This is a genomic window from Planktothrix sp. PLAVEN19ND (assembly GCF_057220675.1).
Genome location: NZ_CM170132.1, coordinates 2,474,476 through 2,495,998, shown reverse-complemented (window position 1 = coordinate 2,495,998; position 21,523 = coordinate 2,474,476). Strand labels below are relative to the sequence as shown.

Genomic DNA, 21,523 nt, shown 5'->3' with positions numbered 1-21,523 from the left:
GCATCACTAATGAACTCGTAGCTGTTGGAGTACCTAAAGAGTGAAACCCATTAGATTAACTAATCATGCCCAAGAACAAGCCATTGAAAGAGGTACAAATGAAGTAGAAATTGTTGATACCATTATTACAGGTAATCGACAAGCTGCTAAAAATGGTAGATACAAATATCAAGCCACTTTTCAGTATAATAATTATTGGCAGGGTAAGTTCCACTCTCTCAATAAAGTAGCACCTATTGTTGCCGAGACTGATACTGAGTTAGTCGTTATCACGGTCTATACTTTTTATTTTTGAGGTCAAAATTTATGAAGATTAGTTATGATTCAGAAGTTAATGCTCTCTACATTAGACTTGTAGAAGGTGAGCATCAGTGTCGGACTTTACATTTAACCGAGGAAATTGCTTTAAATATTGGTGAAAATGAGTTATTAGTTGGGATAGAAATTTTAGATGCTACACAGGTTTTAGGTACAGGAAATATCCCCCATGTGGTTATAGAAAATATATCTTTTACTGTAGCTTAAATAGAATAGGGAATGCGTTAGTTATGATAAGTTTATGAATATGGGTAATCTCAAGGAAATGGCAATGCTGACTAAACAAGATTGGGACTGGTTAGCAACTGGATCAGAGTATCAAATGGCTGTAACTATCCAGCAACTCTTACAGGAGAATCAAGTAATGGAAGCAAAAGAAGGTTTAGAATCTCTAATTGAAGCAATGGGAAGAAATGACAGACGAGCATTAAAAAGTAAGTTAATTCGGTTAATGGTTCATATTATTAAATGGAAATGTCAACCTCAAAAACGCACAAATAGTTGGGCGATTAGTATTTTCTCAGCCCGTCGAGAAATCGAGGATATTCAAGAGGAAGTTCCGAGTTTAAATAGAGATTTTATTGAATCAATTTGGGATAAATGTTTTCAAGCCGCCGTCAAAGAAGCAGAACTGGAAATGAGGAAAGTTAAATGTCATTTGACCTCCCTTTCTTGGTCAGAGGTTTTTGAGGATGAATATATTTTATCGGATGATGACCCAGAAGATTAGCACGGTGAAAAATCTTAAGAAACCGGGTTTCTAATTGAGATTAATATCCCAACTTCCTCCTGACTGTTGAGAAGAATCTGTAAAAATATCGGTGATAATGCCACCTTCCATAAAGAAAGGAGGAGGGAATGATGCAAGAATTGTTAACCGGGAGGACACGCCTGATATGAGTGAAAGCTATAGAATTTATTTAGATGCTTGCTGCCTTAATCGTCCCTTTGACGACCAAACCCAGCCCCGAATCGCCTTAGAAACCCAAGCAATCCTCACTATCTTAAGCCAATGCCAATCAGGACAATGGAAACTAATCACCAGCACCGCCTTAGATGTAGAACTCGCTCAAACTCCCGACGTTGAAAGACTCAAGAACGTCAAGGCAATCCTGAGAATTGCTAAAATTAAAATAATCAGCAGTCAATTAATAGAAAACCGTTCTATAGAACTTGTAAAATTAGGATTTTCTGGCTACGATGCCACCCACATCGCCAGTGCAGAACGAAGCCGTGCCAATATATTTTTATCCACAGATGACCGTCTAATCAAAAAAACCCAAAGAAATATTCAGCTTATCCAGGTTCCCGTTAACAATCCCGTTCAATGGCTAATGAGTATTACCCAAAAATAGGAGCAAAACCATGACTAAAACCCAGCAAGAAATTATCAAACAAGGATATCAAGCCTTAATTGATTCTTTAGGAGTCGTTGATGCTATCCGGTTTATTAACTACTTTAATCTCGGTCAAGGCGACTATACCCAAGAGCGCCATCAGTGGCTAAACCAAACGCCATTAGACGAAATTCTGCTTTCAATGAAACAGCATCGAGAAGACGAGAACAACCAATATGATGAAATAATTGAATAGGTTTCTCATTGATTTATTGAACGGTAGTTATTAAAGGAGAAAAATAGTGAGTACACCCTAATTAATAAAGCTTTGGAAAAACTGGATAAAGCTGCCACCCTGGGAAAATCCAAAACCTTTATGATGCCAATAAAGCCGTTTATGGCTTGCTCCGCTACGGATTTAAAGTCAAAGAAGGAGCCGAAGAACAAAACCAAACTATCCGGCGATCGCTCTCATCTCAACTCAAGAAACCGGGTTTATAATTAAAGTTAATTGTATCCCATCAAGATTTATTCAGAAACCGGGTTTCTGTGCCGCGATCGCACTTTCCCTTATGATTAAATCCCCCAATTGTAGGGGCGAGTTCGAGTCAACCTCTATCACATCACCCCAATCTTAATAAACCCGCCCCATCCTTACGGAAAAAGATTCCAAACTTTCCCATTTTGACCAAAGTTTTTTCACCTCATGGCATTGATGTATCGGGCTATTATCTTGGACAATCACTCTCATCCGTCCGGTTTTTTCCGCATCTTGTGCTTCTTGTTCCATCATTTGGATATAACACTTGCGATTCACACCTCCAATCACCAAGCCGTAAACAAAACTGATTTGCTGTTGCAAAAACCCAATAATACTTAATCTTCGACCCCGACGATGTGTTTGTTCTAAACGTTTTTGTTCCCCTCTAAAATAATAGGTGTAGCCCGGTTCACTCCACAGACAAAATATATTTAATCTACTTTCTTAACCTCTGATGATTGGTACGAAAGAAAAACAGATGATTTCAAAATAATACAATGACGACCCGGACGTTGAATTAATTCATCCTGTTCAAGTTTAATCATCATACGGGTGACACTTACCCGAGTCATCCCAATTAAATCAGAAATATCGGCATGGGTTAGACGTAAATCAATTAATAATCCATCGGGCATCAAACGACCAAATTTTTTTCCCAGCCATTTTAAACAATTTAATAAACGCTGCTCTGTCCCTTGGGTATGGAAAATAGTTTGCAATTCCTCGATTTGGCGCAGATGGGTCAAAATTCCATCGGTATAATCTGACCAAAGAGTTGAGGGGATAACGCTAACTTCAACGGAGCTAACACATTCAATTTGATATGGGTCAAGTTGAGACAGGGGTCTACCGACAATATCATTCTGTCCCCAATATCCTAAACTAATTAAGGTTCCGTCTTCTTTCCAGGTGAGGGTACGCACGACACCCCGTTCGATTTTCCATAGGGTATTAGACCAGAGGGGGATTTGTTCCCGGGGGTTAAAGGTACGGGGTCTGGAGGTTAACGCAGGATTAACAAGGGTTGAAATATTCACAGGAGATTCCTTGAATGCTTACTCCCAGCCTAAAGGCTTGAGGTTAAATTTAGGTTTAGTCTCGATTAAAATTCTCCGACATTTCTAGGAATACTGCACTACAATACAACCTGATTGCCTAAAAAATAATCGGGTACAATCCAATACATTAATTAACTATCAATTTGATATAATGTTAGAATTATCTGCCCTCGGACTATTACAACAAGAACCCTTACATGGCTACCGACTTAAACAACAGCTGGAGTTATTTCTCAGTAGTTGTATGAGTGTTAACTATGGAGCGATTTACCCCTTGCTCAAACGTTTAGAAGAACGGGGTCAAGTCCAGGTGTTGTTGGAGGAGTCTGGGCGTGCAGGAGCGAGTCGCAGAATTTATGCCGTTACTGCCGCTGGATGCGCTCGTTGGCGGGAAAAAATGTTGGAACATCCGCAAGAAAGCTGGGTTAAAAGTCGCGCTCGATTTTTAGTGAAGTATTTCTTTTTCGGAAGTTTAGAACCTGGGGAACGAGTCCAACTGATTCAGATCCGTTTAAGGGTTTGTCACCAACGACAAACTTATTTAGATAGTCAAGAAATGGAAAAGTTAGTAACGGACTCTTTTCAATCCGCCACTTGGGAACGGGCAAAGTTCATGCTAAAGTCAGAAATGGATTGGCTTCAGGAATGTTTAGAAAAAGAACAATCTAGTGCTTTTGCATCTACCTCTGGAAAGATGTTAACTGAGTTTAATATATTGTAACTTTAGACTATAACCCTAATTTTGTCTCAATTTAATGGTCATTTTGCTCCGTAAAAACAACCTCAATCTTGGCTGAAAAATGTCTGATTTACAATTCCCTAAATCTACGGTGAAAGAACAGGATCAAGAATGGATTGAGTCGGAAAATCAACAAGAAATAACTGATTTTCCAGCTAAATCTTTACCCATAAAAGTTGCTCCAGAACCCTCGGCTTATAAAACCGGAGGGTTCCAAATTTTACTGGTTACTTTAATGGCGTTGGGGGTGGGTTTCGTCGGAGGACAATGGTGGCAAGCTACCCCTGAAAATAGGGATAACCCAACCTCGGAAAAAGCTAGTAAGCCGAGGGGAAATGCTGTTAAAATCGCTGCGGTAGAAACTTTTGATTTTGAAGAAACCTCTGATTTTGTTGGGACATTAGAGGCAAAACGGGCAGTGGATATTAAGCCAGAAATTGAAGGTAGAATTACCCAGATTTTAGTGGAATCGGGGCAGGTGATTGAACAGGGAGACGCGATCGCTCGCCTCAAAAGTGATAGTGTAGAATCAAGTTTAAATCAAGCTAAAGCTAATTTAGTTCGGACTCAAGCCCGTTTATCAGAATTACAAGCCGGAAGTCGTCCTGAAGAAATTGCTCAAGGAAGGGCAAAATTAGCCGAAGCAAAAGCTAGATTAGCCGATGCGGAATCCGGTAGTTTATTAGCAGAAATTAATCAAGCCAAATCTCAAATTGATTCAATTCAAGCCGATGCCGAATTAGCTCAAAATCGAGTGAATCGCTTTCAAGATTTAAGCGAATCCGGGGCAATTTCCCAAGATCAATTTGATGCGTTATCGTCTCAAAGAAATAGTGCTAATGCGAATTTGCAAGCCGCTAAACGCCGTTTAGAACAATTACAAAAAAATCGACAATCAGAAATTAATCTCCGTCAAGCCGTTATTGAACAGGAACAACAGGCTTTAAATCAATTAGAAAGTGGCACTCGTATCCAAGAAATACAACAGGCGGAAGCCCAGGTTGCTGAAGCAGTGGCTCAGGTGCGGAATATTGAATTGGATTTACAAGAAACAGCCGTTTTAGCACCCTTTACTGGGGTTGTTGGTGATGTGGGAATTAAAGTAGGAGATTATGTTAGTAAAGGAGATATTCTCACCCGTTTAACTGCGAATGATCAGTTGGAATTGCGCTTACCAATAGCTTTAGAACGTAAAGAGGATTTAAAGTTAGGATTATCGGTACAAATGGTTGATCCTCAAGGTAAAATATTAGGAACAGGACGAATTAGTTTTATCTCGCCTTCGGTAAATCAAGACTCCCAAACTATTTTAGCAAAAGCGAGTTTTAATAATAGTCAAGGCTTATTTAAAGATGGTCAATTTGTGCGGGCTGAAGTAGTTTGGAAACAAAAACTAAATGCCGTTGTGATTCCGATGACCGCCGTTAAATTTCAAGGTGATCAGCGATTTGTATTTATTGCGGAAGGGGAAGAAAAATTAACTGCTAAAAAACAGACGATTAAATTAGGTTTAATTCAAAATGATCGCGCCGAAATTTTAGAAGGACTTAAACCAGGACAGAAATTGATTATTTCCGGTACACAAAAACTATCCGATGGTGCGGCTATTAATATTTTACCTGCTAATTCCGATCAGACTTCAAAGGGTAAACGTTAGGGAGGGGTGTTTACTGCTGATTGAAGCCCTGAAGGGCTTACTACAAACATTCAATAACCTAATAATATGTTTACTCATTTTTTCATTAAAAGACCTGTTTTTGCTTCGGTTTGTTCACTGCTAATTATTATTTTAGGAATAGTCGGTTTTACTCGGCTTCCGGTGCAGGAATATCCTAAAATTGATCCGCCGATTGTTACCGTTAGTACCAGCTATCCGGGGGCAAGTCCCCGAGTAGTAGAAACAGAAGTTACGGAGATTTTAGAAGCACAAATTAACGGTATTGCTGGGATTAAAACCCTAACTTCTAGTAGTCGAGAAGGAAGCAGTTCTATTTCTGTTCAATTTGAATTAAATCGAGATTTAGAAGTAGCTGCCCAAGAAGTTAGAAGTCGGGTGGCTAGGGGGGCGGGAAAATTACCCGATGATGTTGATATTCCAGTGGTAGAAAAACGATCTGGAGATGATGAACGAATTTTATGGATCGCCTTTTTTAGTCAAACTTTATCAGCTTTAGAGTTAAGTAATTACGCCGATCTTTATATTAAAAATGCTTTAGAAACGGTTGATGGTGTTAATAGTGTTTCTATTTCAGGAGAACGCCGTTATGCCATGCGATTATGGTTAGATACCCTGAAAATGGCAGCCCGTCAAATTACCGCTTTAGATGTTGAACAAGCCCTAAGACGACAAAATATTGAAATTCCCAGTGGTCGAATTGAAGGAAAAGAAACAGAATATCCCGTGAGAACTTTGGGAAGACTGCAAACTCCCCAAGATTATGAAGACTTAATTATTAAACGTAATGATAATGGCTCGCAAGTTAAAATTAGAGATATTGGACGGGCAGAAATTGGGGCAAAAGATGATCGGGTAATTGCCCGTTTTAATGGCAATCCTGCCGTGGGATTAGGAATTAGTAAACTTGCCGATGCGAATTTAATTGAAGTTGCCCACGGAATTAAAGCTAAATTAGCGGAACTCAAAAAAAGTTTTCCTGAAGGACTCAGCTATGAAATTGCGGTAGATTATTCCGAGTTTGTAGAACTTGCGATTGAAGAAGTTTGGATCAGTCTGTTAATTTCGATTGGACTGGTGGTTTTAATTATCTTTTTATTCTTGAGAAATTGGAGAGCCACTTTAATTCCAGCCATCACGATTCCCATTTCTTTAATTGGGGCATTTAGTGTGATGTTTTTTATGGGATTTTCGATTAATACCTTAACCCTATTTGCCTTAACTTTAGCCACGGGTTTAGTCGTGGATGATACGATTGTAGTCTTAGAAAATATCATCCGTTATATGGAAGAAAAACGGCTAGATGCCTTTCCAGCGACCTATGCCGCCGTTGGAGAGGTGGTATTTGCTGTGATTGCCACAACGGTTGTTTTAGTAGCAGTATTTGTTCCCGTTGCCTTTGCCGGGGGAACCAGTGGACGATTATTCAATGAATTTGCCTTAACTTTAGCCGCTTCTGTGGTTTTTTCAAGTATCGTTGCCCTAACTTTAGCCCCTCCTCTTTCCGCCCGTTTATTGCGTCACGAAACCCAGCCCCAAGGATTGATGAAAATTCTATCTTTCCCCTTGGATTTATTTGAATGGGTTTTGCATAAAATTACGGCTATTTATGGTTGGACATTACGGCTATTAATGACAATTAAACCCGTCGTTATTTTAGGATTTATTGCCAGTTTAGGATTAACAGTTTGGTTGTTTTTACAGTTACCCCAGGGCTTTTTACCGAGTGAAGATCGGGGTCGGATTTTTACTACGATTACGGCTCCAGATGGGGTAAGTATTAACTATACTAACCGGGTGGTTAAACAGGTTGAAAATATCTTCAATCAAGTACCGGAAATTACCAGTTATTTTGCGATCGCAGGTTCTAGTCGAGGGGCATCCCAAGCTAATACAGGATTCTCTTTTGCCCGTTTAAAACCTTGGTCTGAACGCCCGGAACCCGAACAAACTCAACAATCTCTTGTTAAGAAATTATTGGGTAAATTTTCAACAATTACCGATGCCTTAGTCTTCGCTACAAATCCAGGGGGATTACCCGGAGGCGGTCAAGGTCAACCCATACAATTTGTCTTACAAGGTAATGATTTAGAACAATTGGCACAAGTTTCCCAAGACTTTGTAATTCGCGCCAGAGATTTACCAGAGTTAGTTAATATTGACACCAATTTAAAACTGAATAAACCGGAATTAACCATCAGTGTAGATCGTTCTCAAGCCGGAAATTTAGGGGTTTCTGTACAAGATATTGCCCGAACCTTACAAATTTTAGTGGGCGGTCAGGAAATTACCAGTTTTAATCAGGGAAATCAACGTTATGAAGTTGTAGTTCGCGCCGATGAGAAATATCGAGCAAATCCCGAGGATTTAAAGCAATTATATGTGCGTTCCCAACAGGGAGAAATGATTGCTTTAAGTAATTTAGTCACCATTTCCACCGCCACCACACCCCCTCAAATTAACCATTTTAATCGCTTTCGGTCTGCCACTTTAGAAGGTAGTCCGGCCCCGGGAGTCAGTTTAGGCGTGGCGTTAAATGCCTTGGAAAATTTAGCTAAAGAAATTCTACCCCCGGATATGCGTACCGCTTTTTCTGGGGAGTCTTTAGAATTTAAAGAGGCGGGTCAATCGACTAATTTTATTTTTGCCCTTGCCTTAGTGTTTATTTTCCTAACCTTAGCCGCTCAATTTGAAAGTTATATTGACCCTGTGATTATTCTATTAGCGGTTCCTCTGTCTTTATTAGGGGCATTTGGGGCGTTATGGATAGCACAATTAGAGTTAAATGCGTTTAGTCGGATTGGGTTGATTATGTTGATAGGATTAGCAACAAAAAACTCGATTTTAATTGTGGAATTTGCTAACCAATTACGGGAACAGGGATTATCAATTCAAAAGGCAGCCATTGAAGCCTGTCGGTTACGATTTCGCCCGATTATGATGACGGCTTTATCAACGATTTTAGGGGTGATGCCCCTAGCTTTTGCCACGGGGGCAGGGGCCGCGAGTCGGGTCGCCATTGGTATGGCGGTAATGGGTGGAATGTTTGTTTCTACGCTTCTAAGTTTGTATATTATTCCAGTTTTTTATGTGATTGCCACCAGTATTCAATCCCGTTTGATGGGGCACAATTCTCCAAAACAACATTTAGAAAATGTCGCTTTGAATACAGACAACGGATCTTATTCTAATGGAAATGGTCATAATAATGGTAAGAGCACTGTCCCACCCCATGGGGATCAACTTACAAAAGCTTTACAAAGTTCTGATAAAAGTCGGGATTTGTAAAGGCATCCTATAGATAATTCGGGTAACGGACTTTTGGTTGTAACTGAGATAATGGGTGTATAATTGAGTTAACATAACTTAATTTATAAATTGTTAAGTTATGATGATTTGATAACATTACCAGATTAATGATTCTTATGGAGGTTGCACAGAAGTATCAGGAAAAGTCTATCTAACGTCAGAAAGATAGATTACTGACCCAGTGCCCCAACCCTTAGCTGAAAAGTTAAGAAATTTCCAAATAGTTCTTTAAAACCTAACTTTAATAAAACATCATGCAAACTGTAAACTTGTCTGTAGATTCGATGAAGACTGAAATTTTATGCAGCTATAAAAACCCCACTAAACAGGTGCAAATTCTGCGGATGGAAACCACAGTTCGAGGTTATTTTGAACGAGTTATTTTTCCAGGGGAGTATTGCTTATTTGTCGGAGAATCTAATATGGATTTGGAGGTTTATTCTAGTGGAGATCCTACTCGGATAGAACTAGAAAAAATCCCTTGTGATGCGTTAAGAGTTGAAGAAACTGAATAATTTTCTAACTTCGTAGTAAGGCGTTTACGCCTCAATTCTTACTCAAAGATCAAGATGAGGCGTGAACACCTCACTACGCGGCGTTTACGTCTCAATATCTTACTCAAAGATCAAGATGGGGCATAAACACCTGACTACGGAGAAATGGGGTTATATTATAAAAGTTGATATTTTGAGCGAGCAAATTGATAAAGTCTGCGCCAAACTAAACGATTGGTTAAAACAACTAATAAAGACATGACCACAGTAGAAGCAAACAACAGAGGATAGTTCCCTGTTTCTGTTGCTTGAGAAATTAGTGATCCTAACCCTGGTGTTGTTAAAGTTTGGCTTTGAAACTGAACATATTCGCTGACAATACTAGCATTCCAGGCTCCACCAACTGCCGTAATCATCCCGGTAATTAAATAGGGAAAAATTCCAGGTAAAATCACTGTTTTCCATCGCTGTACTAAAGAGAGTTTATAAATACTGGCTGCTTCAAATAACTCTGAGGGAATAGCCTGGGCACCCGCAATTACATTGAATAAAATATACCACATCGTTCCTAACATCATCAGTGCCACAGAACCAATTTGTAAACCCCCTCCTAAACGGGCTAAAAATAGTAATAAAACGGGAAATAAAGCAGTTGCTGGAACTGATGCCGCAATTTGAACTAAGGGTTGTAAACTTTGGGCAAGTCGAGGATTTCTCCCAATGGCAACTCCCACAGGGACAGTCCATAATAGGGATAGACATAGGGCGATAACTACTCGTAAAGCGGTTAAAATAGCACCGATCATGATGTGTTTCCAGTCTTGAAACTCTAATTTCTGTAAGAGTAAAACCGATTCCCAAGTTCCCCATACAATCATAAATCCAAACCCCGTTAACAATAGGCGATTCCACCAACGTTTATTGGGTTTTACTGATAAATTCAAGGTTGAATTACGATGGGATTTTCCGATAGGCTTATCAATTTTTTCTGACCAAAAATATCCCAAGCGTTCCGTTAAAATTCTCAGAGTTGGAGAACGTCGCAGGAAATCTAATACAATAGATTGGGGAACATTTTGGGATTCAACGGTTTCCAACTTAAATTTTTCAGCCCAAGCAATTAAGGGTTTCCATACCAAAAAATCGAGGATGATAATAATTCCAATTAAAACCGCTACTCCCCAAGCAATGGCAGTGAAATCTCCCTGATCGGAGGCTTGGGCTAAAAATGATCCCAGCCCGGGAAGTCGAAAACTGCGATCGCCCAGGGTAAAGGATTCAATTGCCATCAAAAAAAACCAACCTCCGGCAACGGACATGACACTATTCCAAACTAATCCTAAGATTCCCGAAGGTAATTCTACCGACCAAAACCGTTGCCAAAAACTGAGATTATAGACCCGAGCGACTTCTAATAATTCTTGGGGAATACTCAATAAAGATTGATAAAAACTAAAAACTAAATTCCAAGTCATTCCGGTAAAAATCAAGATAATAGCAGCAAATTCAACTCCAATTCTTTGACCGGGAAATAAAGCAATCAAAGCCAGAACAACCCCGGGTAAAAAAGATAAAACCGGAATCGATTGTAAAATATCTAATAGGGGAATTAAAATTTTTGCCGCCCATGCAGAACGATAGGCAAAATAGGCATAACCTAAACTAAAAATCAAGGATAAAAAATAAGCTAACCCCATTCTTAATAGAGTTTGGGCTGTATAACTTGGCAGTTGATCTAAATTCGTAGAGATGATCACATCGGGTTCATAATCCCCGACTAATTGAGAAGCAGTGCGAATAATCACTAAAATTACTGTAATAATGGCTAAAATCAATAAGCCATCCTGCCAGGTCAAGCGAGAGCGATCTAAGGTTTTATTTTCAGGAATCAAAGGACGAGCCATGCTATTTATTCCTCCGGTATAGTTAAATTAAAATCAGATGTTTCTAAAAAGATTTCGCCACTGGGTTCATCATAGGCATAGAGTTCTGCATAACGTCCCCAGTCAATGGCAGTGTTTAACTGTCTTTGAGCTTCTTTTGGACTAAAATGATTATTCAAAATATCTAAGACTAAATCTTCAGGAATCCGATGATTTTGTTTGGATTGACAAAGAGTATAGATTTGTTGAACAAGACGAATATGACTAAGTAATTGTTGTCGAATAATTTGTTTTCGATCATCAATATTTCCCTGAATAAATGCTAGGGCGATCGCCGTCAGACTCAAATCTCCCTCTCTAATTTTGATTAAAGCCATGAATTCTGCCGCTTCAACAATGGGGAGTAAATCATCAACTTCCAGTTGTAGTTCTTGTCCCAAACGGTATAAATCAGGGTTTTGTCTTCCTTCTAAAAGTTCTAATAAGCCGGCAACAGAGCCGATACGAACATGGGGTAAAGATTGATATTTACTGGGAATATTAGTAACGTTTTTTTGGGGTTCTAAGGTTTCTAACTCGGGGTTAGTTAGAATTTTATAAACTTGATCGACTAGGGCTTGAAAACTGGGACTTTTGCGATCACGATAATGGCTTAATTTAATCGGTAAATTTGCTCGAATTCGTCCGGGATTTCTACCTAAAACAATCACTCTATCCGCTAGGGTAATCGCTTCTTCAATCCCATGGGTCACAATTAAAATTCCCTGGGTAGGAATCCGTTTTTCTAACCACAAATCTAATAGTTCAATTCGCAGGTTTTCTGCGGTTAAAACGTCCAGGGCAGAGAAGGGTTCATCCATACATAATAATTCCGGTTCAACGGCTAAAGCCCGGGCAAAGCCAACCCGTTGTCGCATTCCCCCGGATAGTTCTTTAGGATAGGCATTTTCAAATCCATCTAAACCAATAATATCAATCATTTTTAAGGCTCTTTGTCGTCGCCAGTCTACGGGAAATCCCCTGGCTTTTAATCCTAATTCAACATTTTCTAAAACAGTTAACCAAGGGTAAAGGGCAAAACTTTGGAAGACAATTGCCACCCCTGGATTAATTCCAATTAATGGTTTTCCATGACAGAGAAACCTGTCCTTGGGTGGGAGAAATTAACCCGGCAATAATTCGCATTAGAGTGGATTTTCCTGAACCAGAAGGCCCTAATAGGGCAATGATTTCACCTTGGCGCAATTCTAAGTTGATATTATTGAGAATTGGAATTTCTTGACCATTGGGCTGTTGATAGGATTTACCAACGTCTTGAAGGATGATCAAAGGTTCTGTTTTGGAATCACGCATATCTCAATAATTCCTGTTGAAATTTTTTTTATTGTGGCATTTTTGTTAACTGGAGAATCATCTTAACATGAATTATGATCCTTGAAAAATATTTTTAAGTTAATAATAGGTTAGGTCTACTAATAATGTTAATTGATTAAAAAAAGTTAATTAAATGTTTTTTGTTTTAGATTTTATTGAAAGGATATAACTGGTGATAGTTGTCTGATTAAGAAAGCCCTCGTCTTAGGCAATAGATAACAATTAAGATAGACTCTCCCTAATGCTTGATTCAAAAAATATTATTCATCGATAAAATTATTAGGGATAATCAAAAGGGGAAAACTGAATCGGGATGATTACAACCTTGCCTGATTCCCCTAATAATGGGAGAGTCAATCTTGTTGATTTTTAGCTTTAAACCTGAGAAAGTTTTTGTGCAAAAATTCTTTCAATCACTTCTTCTACGACTTTATCAGGGGTTGATGCACCGGAAGTAATTCCGACTATAATCTCCCCATCAGGAAGCCAGTTTTCTTGAATTTCTAAAGACTTGCCTAACGGTTTATGTTCAATCTGGTTATTATTTGAAATTCGTTCAGCACAGTCAATATGATAAGAAGGAATCCCCTTTTCTACCGACATTTCTTGTAAATGGGTCGTATTGGAAGAATTAAAGCCCCCGATCACAACCATTAAATCTAACGGTTGATCTAATATCCCAATCATGGCATCTTGACGTTCTTGGGTAGCATCACAAATGGTATTAAAACTTTGAAAATGAGCATTTAATTGATCGGGGCCATATTTTTTGATCATTGTATGCTCTAACAGTTTGCCGATTTGTTCGGTTTCACTTTTTAGCATGGTGGTTTGGTTAGCAATCCCAATTTGTTTTAAATCTTGATCGGGATCAAAACCTGCGGAATAGGATCGACTAAATTTCGCTAAAAACTCTTGACGATCGCCTCCATTCAGAATATAATTAGACACATATTCTGCTTCTTTGTAGTTCAAAATCACTAAATATTTATCGGCAAAGGAAATGGTAGCAACGGTTTCTTCATGGTTATATTTTCCATGAATAATAGAGGTATAATCTCTTTTTTTATGTTTCTCAACGCTATTCCAAACTTTAGACACCCAAGGGCAAGTGGTATCAACAATTTTACAGCCTTTTTCATTCAAGGTTTGCATTTCTTGAATACTCGCCCCAAACGCAGGTAAAATTACCACATCCCCAGAATTCACCACTGAAAAATCCTTATTCCCATTTTCGACAGGAATAAACTCAACTTTCATATCCTTTAAATGTTGATTCACCGAAGGATTATGAATAATTTCGTTGGTAATCCAAATATTTTCCGTGGGAAAATGTTGACGAGTTTCATAGGCCATGGCTACAGCCCTTTCTACACCCCAACAAAACCCAAAGGATTGAGCCATTTGAATCGTAACATTTCCCCGTTTAATACTATAGTTATTCTCTCTAATTTCTCGAATTAAAGAACTTTGATAGGCTGAGTGCATGACATTTGCCACTTCCTCCTGATGACCAAAGCCTTTGCGATGATAGGTTTCTGAATGTTGCAAGGAACGTCTAAATGCTTTTGTATCCATTTTTTTAATCTTCAACTCGGGTGCATTATCATTGATGATCTTAAACTACCACGGTCTCAGAAAACACGCCCCAATGGGTTGAATACTCGGCTTCAATAGTTTGCAATTCCGTATCTGAGAGGGCTTGTATCACCCATTCTCCCCCGAAGCAACAACGCGCTGCTACCCCCAAAGCATCGATAACCGTTGAAACCAACTCCTCTGCTGACGGTAAAGTGGTTAAGTTGGGTGCGGGCATTTCCAGACCAAACACCTGACGAAACAGTTCCGCATCAGGAGTTAACCGAATGGAGCCATGTTGTAGAATTGTCCCATTTCCCTTGAGTTGGGCACTCCCAATTAATTTAGTGCCATCGGATAGGACTAAATCGGCGGCGGTGGCGGTGGCAAAACAGTTGGGGCTGTGAATATATCCCCGTTCAGCAGAACCATAGTGGAGTTCATAGCCGAGCGATCGCCATCCTTCAATTAAAAATTGGCATAATGTTTGATAGGCTGCCCTAGAATTTTGGGGTAATCCCGAAGCAATCACCGCATAGGTTAAATCCCCTTGATGTAAAACCGCCCGACCTCCGGTGGGACGTTTAACTAACTCTAAAGGTTGGTTTTGCCAAGTTAACCGTTGCCAATGTTCTGGCCAAGATTTCTGATGATAACCTAAAGAAATACTCGCAGGTTCCCAAAGATAAAACCGTAAAGTGGGGGGATGTTTTCCCTGTTGATGTTGACGAAACAACCAATGGTCAATTGCCATTTGTAAATGTCCCGAGGCTTTCAATACAGGAATTAAACGCCAAATATTAGACTCCGAACTCGGCTTGTAAGCTATCATCGTTATTATCGGCAATTGTCGCCACAATAGTAATCAGGCGGGAGATTTCAGTGGCAGATATTTCTGCTAAAGTGCGGTTCGATAAAACTACAACTTGATCATTCGTAATTGCAAAATGGGATTCTAAAGTAGATAACCAGTTCATTTCTAATAATTTTCGCATTAACTGGTTTTCATTTTTAACGGGAAATTTTAGTACCGTCGCCCAAACCGTCAAGGTATCTTCATCGGTTTCTCCGGTGAGTTGCACAAAAACTTCCACACTACCATATTCAAACTGCCAAACCCTACCCGCTTCAGACTGTCCGACCATTACCTTTTGGTCTTGAGCTAACCCAACGAGGACGTTTTCAATTTCTTCTGAGGGTCGGACGGTGGCCATAGCATTATCAATCAGTTCTGCGTCAGTCTCGGTCGTTAATGGTGCTTGTTCTGTAGTTGTCATAATACTTGATACTAGCTTTTAATTGAATTGTATCGTAACTAGCCCTGCCTTTGTGAAGATTATTTAACTCAGTAATCTTTCAACAGATATCTCAATATCTGGAAAAGCTAAGGGGGTAATCATCCCTTGATTAATAATTTGTTGACTCAAATAGGTGTTATTTTCAGGATTTATAAATACAATTAATTGTTTTTGGGATAAATCTAAAACCCAATATTCCTCAATTATAGCTTGAGCATAAATTGATAATTTTAATTCTAAATCTTTTTTTAAACTACTTTTAGCCACTTCTATGAGCCAAAAAATATCCTCAGCATAGGGATGATGATCTTGATAAGTTGACTCTGGTAGTCGGACAATAGCAATATCCGGTTCGGGTTCAGAATCAGATAAGGTAATGGGGCCATTAAAACGAATATCAGCTTTACCCGTTAACAAGGTTTCTAAGTATTTTGTACCTTGCTTGGCAGTATAATAATGAATGGGACTTTCGGGACTCATTTCAATAATTTCACCTGCTAATAGTTCAACTTGGCGATCGCACAAAATCCCCGCATTAATCATTTGGTGATAATCCTCGATAGACCATTTTGCTAAGGTTTTCATGGCAGAATTACCTATTTTAATTATAGAATTGAGTTATTCCTATATTAACATTTTTTAGGGAGTTGCCACAAAATAGAGTAAAATTTTATGTAATCATTTACTCCGGTAAAAATTCATCGGATAAAATCTCTGTTAAGGTATAGAGACAAGTTTCAGGAAATAAAGATAACCCGGTTTCTCTTTCCGCGCTCAGAGTCGCCAAAGGATACACATCTTCTATCGCTTCAGTCAAATTAGGTTGAAGACTAGGGTTTTTTTGTAGAAGCTTTTCTAACCGGAGGCGTTGCTCTTTAATCGTTAATTGCCAACTCCGAGAGCGTAGGTTTGGCTGAAATTGCCATTTTAATAAGTGCATAATTAAGACTTCTAATCGGCTTTCTAATTGTCGTTGTTCCGAGCGTCCCATGTCCTCTATTTCTTCAGCAATGTTTTGCCAATCAATTTGATTAAGTTGTCCGGTTTTTAATAGCTGTACCTGTTCCTGTGTCCAAGCATAAAAGTCTGTTTCATGGGTGGTTGAGTTCATGGGTTCTCCTGTAATTCAAGATACTATTTACTTTGTTTTTTAAAATGAATCGGACTTTCTGGACTCATTTCAATGATTTCACCTGATTAATAGTTTAACTTGGCGATCGCACAAAATCCCAGCATCAATCACATCTGGTGATAATCCTCTACAGACCATTTTGCTAACGTCTTCATGGCAGAATTACCTGTTTTCGTGATAGAATTGAGTTGTTACTATATTAACATTTTTTAGAGAGTTGTCACAAATCTGATAACCGTCTTACAATTAAAGTAAGTTTAGAATCTTAATTAACTGATCATGCAGCAACTTTCTATATCGTTCAAAAATATTGATCAATTTCCTTATCACAACTATATTTCTAATCAATCAGATCAAAAACCTTGCTTTATTTCAAGACAGGGAGTTCTTTTTGAAGAAGATTGTCTAACGCTTTTAAAACAGATCAATAACAGTGTAGCTGATGTTGTTTTTGCTGATCCTCCCTTTAATTTAGGGAAAAAATATGGCAAAAAGCATGATGATAGTCTCGAAGATAGCGAAAACATCCAGCAAGAACTCAGTCAGTAGAGTAAAAAAGCCAGCAATCTCCCAGATATTTGAGTGGACTTACCCGAATATAACCCTGTAATGTTGAACTGACTGTAAATTGTCCGATTGTATAAGCAGCAACAGCTTGCGTTCTCGCTATCGGGGATATTTATACAGGCGGTGCGTGCGAAGAATACTTACACACCCTAAAACTTCAGAAGATTGAATGGTAGTATAAGATTGTAAGGGATAGAAGGATTATCCCGATCAACATGGTATATCTTGTAACGGTGAAATAATTACGTCTTCAAATGAAACTGCCTGATTACCTGCGAGTTATTTATCAGCGCACTCCCTTGATCGAGGTTGTGGGACAATTACGCTTCCCTACAATCCTCAAAATCAATAATCAAGAGCCTTATGAATTTCAGGAGAGAATTAGTTCTGATTACCCGATTTTTCAACGATCTCAATCTCTAAATCTCCCACCTGAAATAGTCTCATTATTGCCACAAATAAGCTCTATTTTGCCCAAACATAACACTTATAACTTTCTATCTGAAAATTCAAAATGGAAGTTATCTTTAGACCAAGAAAATCTAATATTAGCCACCTTTGAATACAAGCGATATGAAGAATTTAAAGAAAAATTATTCAACATTGTTAATATATTTAAAGATGTATATAATCCCTCTTTTTACCTAAGATTAGGATTAAGGTATAAGAATTTGATACTTCGCTCTAAATTGAAAATGGAGGATAAAGACAAACCTTGGTCAGCATTAATCAGTCCACAAATTGCTTCAGAGCTACATAGTAGCGAGTTATCTGGTTCGATTTTGACTTCAGTTAAAAATCTGGAAATTGAACTAGAAACAGGCAGAGTTAATTTTAATCATGGTTTAGTCATATCACAAGATCCGTCAAGAGGTAATGTTCAGGAACCTGGTTATTTGTTTGATGCTGATTTTTTTGTAGAAAGCAAAATCAATAAGGAGGAGATTGGGAATGTCTTTGACACCTTTAATCGAACGGGAGGACAGTTATTCCGGTGGAGCATTACAGACGAACTCCACAGAGCAATGGAACCTATTCCGATCACCAATGATTAATTTACTGACTTTTTCTAGTCTGCAAAATACAACTGTAACCATAAAAAGCTCATACCAAAATATTGATGATACTGCCTTTGTTTCAGCAACAATAAAACCTAATATTTTTCAGGAATATCTATATAATTTATCTCCCAGAATAGAGTCGAATGATCAGTCATATCAGAAAATAGCCTGCTTGTTACAGTGCATCTTAATCTTAACTACACTTTCTCAAAATGGTTTGGAGGAAGCTTATCAGAAGTTGGAGTCTATTCAGCAAATAGACAAAATTACTACCGATAATTACTCCATCGAAAGTAAGCTAGAACTCGAAGCCAAATTTAATACCCTCGCAGAAGAATGGCGTGCCGAGACAAGAATGCTGTCATTAGTTACACAGAAGTCAATGCACTCCGCTTATCAGAGAATTATTGGCATGGGGCAGCCTGTTGTACCGTTAATTTTGCGCGATCTCGAACAAAAACCTGACCATTGGTTTTGGGCGTTGAGGGCAATTACTGGTGATAATCCAGTAAAATCTGAACAGTGCGGTCGAATGAAACTTATGGCTCAAGCGTGGATACAATGGGGAAAAGAACACGGTTATGAGTGGTAGACTGGAATACCGCAAAATCTTCAGATTTCCTAATTTAGAGCGTAGTGAATATGAAGTCACAAGTGAAGAAACTGTGGATTATAATTGCTTTGCTTTCGCTGCTGATGAAGATGAATGTAGATGGGATCCGGTAGACCCTGATGGCTACTGGCCTGATGGCGTGCCAAGAGAGTTAACGCTGGACGCTTTTATCAAGGCTTATCAAACTATGGGATATGAATGTTGTGATAATTGCAACCTTGAACCGGGTTTTCAAAAGATAGCAATATACACCTATAATGGTGAGCCACAGCACGCCGCCAGACAAGAAGAAGATGGTATGTGGAAAAGTAAATTAGGAGATTGGGAAGATATAAAACATGAATTACAAGGGTTAGAAAATCCTAATTATTATGGGGTTGTTGAACAAATTTTAAAACGACCGATAAGTTAAGTAATAGAAACCTTAGTCTAAGATGATATTAATTTTAACCGCTAAAATCAAAAAATAAATCTATAAAACCTTAACCTAACCCATGACCCTAACACCCTCAGTAGAATTTTTAGATGAATTTGACATTATTGTAGTCGGGGCCGGACATTCGGGCTGTGAAGCGGCACTAGCAACGGCCCGCTTGGGATGTCGTACTCTGCTCCTAACCCTCAACCTCGATAAAATCGCTTGGCAACCCTGCAACCCGGCCGTTGGAGGCCCTGCTAAGTCCCAACTCGTCCATGAAGTCGATGCGTTGGGCGGGGAAATTGGCAAAATGGCCGACCGCACCTATTTGCAAAAACGGGTGCTGAACATTTCCCGTGGCCCGGCGGTGTGGGCTTTACGCGCCCAAACAGATAAACGGGAATACGCCGCGGTGATGAAAAATATTGTGGAAAATCAGGATAATCTGACTGTCCGAGAAGGGATGGTAACGGATTTAATTTTAGGTAAAAATCAAGAAATTATTGGGGTTGAAACCTATTTTGGAGTTGCCTTTAAATGTCAAGCGGTAATATTAACAACGGGTACATTTTTAGGCGGTATTATTTGGGTTGGTAATAAATCAATGCCCGCAGGACGGGCGGGAGAATTTGCCGCCGTTGGGTTAACAGAAACCCTCAACCGTTTAGGCTTTGAAACTGGACGCTTAAAAACCGGAACTCCGGCGCGAGTGGATAAAAGATCCGTGGATTATTCTAAATTAGAACCCCAACCCGGAGATGCAGAAGTGCGCTGGTTTAGTTTCGACCCAGAAGTACAAATTGAACGGGAACAAATGTGTTGTCATTTGACTCGAACTACGGCGGAAACTCACCGAATTATTCGAGAAAATTTGCATTTATCTCCGGTTTATGGCGGTTGGGTAGATGCGAAGGGCCCCCGATATTGTCCGAGTATTGAAGATAAAATTGTTCGATTTGCGGATAAAGAAAGTCATCAAATTTTTATTGAGCCGGAAGGTCGAGATATTCCTGAGTTGTATATTCAAGGATTTTCCACGGGCTTACCAGAAACCTTGCAATTGCAAATGTTAAGAAGTCTTCCCGGGTTAGAAAATTGTGCCATGTTGCGTCCGGCTTATGCGGTGGAATATGATTATTTACCCGCAACTCAATGTTATCCCACCTTGATGACGAAGAAAATTGAGGGGCTATTTTGTGCCGGACAAATTAATGGTACAACCGGATATGAAGAAGCCGCAGCCCAGGGTTTAGTGGCGGGAATTAATGCGGTGAGATTTGTTAAACATCAAGAGATGATTGTATTTTCCCGGGAACAAAGTTACATCGGAACATTAATTGATGATTTGTGTACAAAAGACCTGCGAGAACCCTATCGGGTGTTAACAAGTCGGTCGGAATATCGGTTATTATTACGGTCAGATAATGCCGATGAACGGTTAACGCCCTTGGGTCGAGAAATTGGGTTAATTGATGATCGTCGCTGGGAGTTATTTGAACAGAAACAAGAGAATATTATTGCGGAAAAGGAACGATTATATGCTACTCGAATTAAGGAAAATGATCAAGTAGGAATGGCGATTGTTAATGATACCCAACAAAAAATTAAAGGGTCAATTACCTTGGCTGATTTATTACGCCGTCCTGGGTTCCATTACGTTGATTTAGAACGGTATAATTTAGGGAATATTCTTTTAAATCAAGTGGAAAAAGAAGGGGCAGAAATTGAGATTAAATATTCAGGATATCTGCAAAGGCAACAAAACCAAGTTGACCAAATTAGTCGCCAATCTAATCGGCTTTTATCGGAAGATTTGAACTATCTCAAAATCGAAACTTTGTCAATGGAAGCGCGAGAAAAGTTAATGAAAGTTAAACCATTAACCATTGGTCAAGCGTCGAGAATTGGGGGAGTAAATCCGGCGGATATTAATGCGTTATTGATTTATTTGGAGGTGAGAAATCGTCAAGAAACGGTGAGTCTTCATTCCCAATCTTAATTGATGTTTGTGGGTTGAGTTAAGCGATTGCTCCACTCAACCCAGGAATATTCTATATTAATCATCTGCCTAACTCTACGAGGGGGAGGATGTCAATGTTAAGATCAAGGAATTATTGAATTAGGGATT

At 39.0% G+C, this 21,523-nt stretch carries 24 protein-coding genes; 14 read left to right on the top strand and 10 right to left on the bottom strand.

The annotated features are described in order from the left end of the window. Positions 1-40: 40 nt before the first annotated feature. From AC2D3N_RS10780 to AC2D3N_RS10760, 5 genes are all read left to right on the top strand, one after another. Entirely contained in the window at positions 41-295 is a 255-nt protein-coding gene (locus tag AC2D3N_RS10780) for a DUF4258 domain-containing protein (protein WP_484693597.1), read from the top strand. Between the two features lie 11 nt (positions 296-306). Next, positions 307-525 carry a DUF2283 domain-containing protein gene (locus AC2D3N_RS10775; protein ID WP_079677599.1) on the top strand — a complete coding sequence of 73 codons (219 nt, stop codon included), beginning with the start codon at positions 307-309 and terminating at the stop codon, positions 523-525. A 34-nt stretch (positions 526-559) separates the two neighbouring features. Beyond that, entirely contained in the window at positions 560-1,048 is a 489-nt protein-coding gene (locus AC2D3N_RS10770) for a DUF29 domain-containing protein (protein ID WP_484693596.1), read from the top strand. 166 nt (positions 1,049-1,214) lie between these two features. Further along, the gene (locus tag AC2D3N_RS10765) at positions 1,215-1,673 is read left to right on the top strand and encodes a PIN domain-containing protein (protein ID WP_484693595.1); all 459 of its coding nucleotides are present in this window, start codon (positions 1,215-1,217) and stop codon (positions 1,671-1,673) included. A gap of 10 nt (positions 1,674-1,683) precedes the next feature. After that, positions 1,684-1,911: a hypothetical protein gene (locus AC2D3N_RS10760; RefSeq protein ID WP_079677597.1), complete on the top strand. Its 228-nt coding sequence runs from the start codon at positions 1,684-1,686 to the stop codon at positions 1,909-1,911. A gap of 378 nt (positions 1,912-2,289) precedes the next feature. Here AC2D3N_RS10760 and AC2D3N_RS10755 read toward each other — a convergent pair whose 3' ends face one another. Continuing rightward, complete coding sequence (locus AC2D3N_RS10755) at positions 2,290-2,616, bottom strand: transposase (RefSeq protein ID WP_484693748.1); 327 nt, start codon at positions 2,614-2,616, stop codon at positions 2,290-2,292. Positions 2,617-2,627: 11 nt separating this feature from the next. After that, on the bottom strand, positions 2,628-3,233 hold the full coding sequence (locus tag AC2D3N_RS10750; protein WP_484693594.1) for a Crp/Fnr family transcriptional regulator: 606 nt from the start codon (positions 3,231-3,233) through the stop codon (positions 2,628-2,630). A 172-nt stretch (positions 3,234-3,405) separates the two neighbouring features. Here AC2D3N_RS10750 and AC2D3N_RS10745 point away from each other — a divergent pair, with 172 nt between their 5' ends. From AC2D3N_RS10745 to AC2D3N_RS10730, 4 genes are all read left to right on the top strand, one after another. Next, complete coding sequence (locus AC2D3N_RS10745; protein WP_079679256.1) at positions 3,406-3,975, top strand: PadR family transcriptional regulator; 570 nt, start codon at positions 3,406-3,408, stop codon at positions 3,973-3,975. Between the two features lie 79 nt (positions 3,976-4,054). After that, positions 4,055-5,650 (top strand): efflux RND transporter periplasmic adaptor subunit, encoded by a 1,596-nt coding sequence (locus AC2D3N_RS10740; RefSeq protein ID WP_484693593.1) that lies wholly within the window; start codon positions 4,055-4,057, stop codon positions 5,648-5,650. A gap of 66 nt (positions 5,651-5,716) precedes the next feature. Next, the gene (locus AC2D3N_RS10735; protein ID WP_484693592.1) at positions 5,717-8,956 is read left to right on the top strand and encodes an efflux RND transporter permease subunit; all 3,240 of its coding nucleotides are present in this window, start codon (positions 5,717-5,719) and stop codon (positions 8,954-8,956) included. 275 nt (positions 8,957-9,231) lie between these two features. After that, entirely contained in the window at positions 9,232-9,492 is a 261-nt protein-coding gene (locus AC2D3N_RS10730; RefSeq protein ID WP_079679251.1) for a DUF1830 domain-containing protein, read from the top strand. A 155-nt stretch (positions 9,493-9,647) separates the two neighbouring features. Here the strand turns inward: AC2D3N_RS10730 and AC2D3N_RS10725 are convergent, their stop codons facing one another. From AC2D3N_RS10725 to AC2D3N_RS10690, 8 genes are all read right to left on the bottom strand, one after another. Then, a complete protein-coding gene (locus AC2D3N_RS10725; protein WP_079679250.1) occupies positions 9,648-11,375 on the bottom strand; it encodes an ABC transporter permease in 1,728 nt (575 codons plus the stop codon). Between the two features lie 5 nt (positions 11,376-11,380). Next, complete coding sequence (locus tag AC2D3N_RS10720; RefSeq protein WP_484693591.1) at positions 11,381-12,454, bottom strand: ABC transporter ATP-binding protein; 1,074 nt, start codon at positions 12,452-12,454, stop codon at positions 11,381-11,383. Between the two features lie 7 nt (positions 12,455-12,461). Beyond that, positions 12,462-12,707 carry an ATP-binding cassette domain-containing protein gene (locus AC2D3N_RS10715; RefSeq protein ID WP_484693590.1) on the bottom strand — a complete coding sequence of 82 codons (246 nt, stop codon included), beginning with the start codon at positions 12,705-12,707 and terminating at the stop codon, positions 12,462-12,464. A 396-nt stretch (positions 12,708-13,103) separates the two neighbouring features. Further along, on the bottom strand, positions 13,104-14,306 hold the full coding sequence (locus AC2D3N_RS10710) for a 4-hydroxy-3-methylbut-2-enyl diphosphate reductase (protein ID WP_484693589.1): 1,203 nt from the start codon (positions 14,304-14,306) through the stop codon (positions 13,104-13,106). Positions 14,307-14,346: 40 nt separating this feature from the next. Then, the gene (locus tag AC2D3N_RS10705; RefSeq protein ID WP_484693588.1) at positions 14,347-15,138 is read right to left on the bottom strand and encodes a lipoate--protein ligase family protein; all 792 of its coding nucleotides are present in this window, start codon (positions 15,136-15,138) and stop codon (positions 14,347-14,349) included. Then, positions 15,107-15,583: a YbjN domain-containing protein gene (locus AC2D3N_RS10700; protein WP_079679244.1), complete on the bottom strand. Its 477-nt coding sequence runs from the start codon at positions 15,581-15,583 to the stop codon at positions 15,107-15,109. Before AC2D3N_RS10700 ends, AC2D3N_RS10705 begins: the two co-directional genes overlap by 32 nt. 63 nt (positions 15,584-15,646) lie before the next feature. Continuing rightward, positions 15,647-16,189 carry a Uma2 family endonuclease gene (locus AC2D3N_RS10695; protein ID WP_484693587.1) on the bottom strand — a complete coding sequence of 181 codons (543 nt, stop codon included), beginning with the start codon at positions 16,187-16,189 and terminating at the stop codon, positions 15,647-15,649. Positions 16,190-16,286: 97 nt separating this feature from the next. Continuing rightward, complete coding sequence (locus AC2D3N_RS10690; RefSeq protein ID WP_079679240.1) at positions 16,287-16,715, bottom strand: DUF29 domain-containing protein; 429 nt, start codon at positions 16,713-16,715, stop codon at positions 16,287-16,289. A 300-nt stretch (positions 16,716-17,015) separates the two neighbouring features. Between AC2D3N_RS10690 and AC2D3N_RS10685 the strand changes: the two genes are divergently transcribed. The 5 genes from AC2D3N_RS10685 (at position 17,016) to mnmG (ending at position 21,394) form a co-directional block, all read left to right on the top strand. Next, entirely contained in the window at positions 17,016-17,285 is a 270-nt protein-coding gene (locus AC2D3N_RS10685) for a hypothetical protein (RefSeq protein ID WP_484693586.1), read from the top strand. 272 nt (positions 17,286-17,557) lie between these two features. Further along, positions 17,558-18,358, top strand: coding sequence for a TIGR04255 family protein (locus AC2D3N_RS10680; RefSeq protein ID WP_079679237.1), 801 nt, complete (start codon positions 17,558-17,560; stop codon positions 18,356-18,358). Continuing rightward, positions 18,351-18,956: a hypothetical protein gene (locus tag AC2D3N_RS10675; protein WP_234996684.1), complete on the top strand. Its 606-nt coding sequence runs from the start codon at positions 18,351-18,353 to the stop codon at positions 18,954-18,956. The genes AC2D3N_RS10680 and AC2D3N_RS10675 overlap by 8 nt, the downstream gene beginning before the upstream one ends. Beyond that, positions 18,946-19,389 carry a DUF7689 domain-containing protein gene (locus tag AC2D3N_RS10670; protein WP_079679235.1) on the top strand — a complete coding sequence of 148 codons (444 nt, stop codon included), beginning with the start codon at positions 18,946-18,948 and terminating at the stop codon, positions 19,387-19,389. Before AC2D3N_RS10675 ends, AC2D3N_RS10670 begins: the two co-directional genes overlap by 11 nt. Before the next feature lie 82 nt (positions 19,390-19,471). Further along, positions 19,472-21,394, top strand: coding sequence for a tRNA uridine-5-carboxymethylaminomethyl(34) synthesis enzyme MnmG (gene mnmG / locus AC2D3N_RS10665; RefSeq protein ID WP_484693585.1), 1,923 nt, complete (start codon positions 19,472-19,474; stop codon positions 21,392-21,394). Positions 21,395-21,523 lie beyond the last annotated feature (129 nt).

Bases quoted from the DNA above. Each gene is read 5' to 3' on its own strand.
- AC2D3N_RS10775 (WP_079677599.1), top strand. From the start codon at position 307: ATGAAGATTAGTTATGATTCAGAAGTTAATGCTCTCTACATTAGACTT.
- AC2D3N_RS10770 (WP_484693596.1), top strand. From the start codon at position 560: ATGAATATGGGTAATCTCAAGGAAATGGCAATGCTGACTAAACAAGAT.
- AC2D3N_RS10765 (WP_484693595.1), top strand. From the start codon at position 1,215: ATGAGTGAAAGCTATAGAATTTATTTAGATGCTTGCTGCCTTAATCGT.
- AC2D3N_RS10760 (WP_079677597.1), top strand. From the start codon at position 1,684: ATGACTAAAACCCAGCAAGAAATTATCAAACAAGGATATCAAGCCTTA.
- AC2D3N_RS10745 (WP_079679256.1), top strand. From the start codon at position 3,406: ATGTTAGAATTATCTGCCCTCGGACTATTACAACAAGAACCCTTACAT.
- AC2D3N_RS10740 (WP_484693593.1), top strand. From the start codon at position 4,055: ATGTCTGATTTACAATTCCCTAAATCTACGGTGAAAGAACAGGATCAA.
- AC2D3N_RS10735 (WP_484693592.1), top strand. From the start codon at position 5,717: ATGTTTACTCATTTTTTCATTAAAAGACCTGTTTTTGCTTCGGTTTGT.
- AC2D3N_RS10730 (WP_079679251.1), top strand. From the start codon at position 9,232: ATGCAAACTGTAAACTTGTCTGTAGATTCGATGAAGACTGAAATTTTA.
- AC2D3N_RS10725 (WP_079679250.1), bottom strand. From the start codon at position 11,375: ATGGCTCGTCCTTTGATTCCTGAAAATAAAACCTTAGATCGCTCTCGC.
- AC2D3N_RS10715 (WP_484693590.1), bottom strand. From the start codon at position 12,707: ATGCGTGATTCCAAAACAGAACCTTTGATCATCCTTCAAGACGTTGGT.
- AC2D3N_RS10710 (WP_484693589.1), bottom strand. From the start codon at position 14,306: ATGGATACAAAAGCATTTAGACGTTCCTTGCAACATTCAGAAACCTAT.
- AC2D3N_RS10705 (WP_484693588.1), bottom strand. From the start codon at position 15,138: ATGATAGCTTACAAGCCGAGTTCGGAGTCTAATATTTGGCGTTTAATT.
- AC2D3N_RS10700 (WP_079679244.1), bottom strand. From the start codon at position 15,583: ATGACAACTACAGAACAAGCACCATTAACGACCGAGACTGACGCAGAA.
- AC2D3N_RS10695 (WP_484693587.1), bottom strand. From the start codon at position 16,189: ATGAAAACCTTAGCAAAATGGTCTATCGAGGATTATCACCAAATGATT.
- AC2D3N_RS10690 (WP_079679240.1), bottom strand. From the start codon at position 16,715: ATGAACTCAACCACCCATGAAACAGACTTTTATGCTTGGACACAGGAA.
- AC2D3N_RS10685 (WP_484693586.1), top strand. From the start codon at position 17,016: ATGCAGCAACTTTCTATATCGTTCAAAAATATTGATCAATTTCCTTAT.
- AC2D3N_RS10680 (WP_079679237.1), top strand. From the start codon at position 17,558: ATGAAACTGCCTGATTACCTGCGAGTTATTTATCAGCGCACTCCCTTG.
- AC2D3N_RS10675 (WP_234996684.1), top strand. From the start codon at position 18,351: ATGATTAATTTACTGACTTTTTCTAGTCTGCAAAATACAACTGTAACC.
- AC2D3N_RS10670 (WP_079679235.1), top strand. From the start codon at position 18,946: ATGAGTGGTAGACTGGAATACCGCAAAATCTTCAGATTTCCTAATTTA.
- mnmG (WP_484693585.1), top strand. From the start codon at position 19,472: ATGACCCTAACACCCTCAGTAGAATTTTTAGATGAATTTGACATTATT.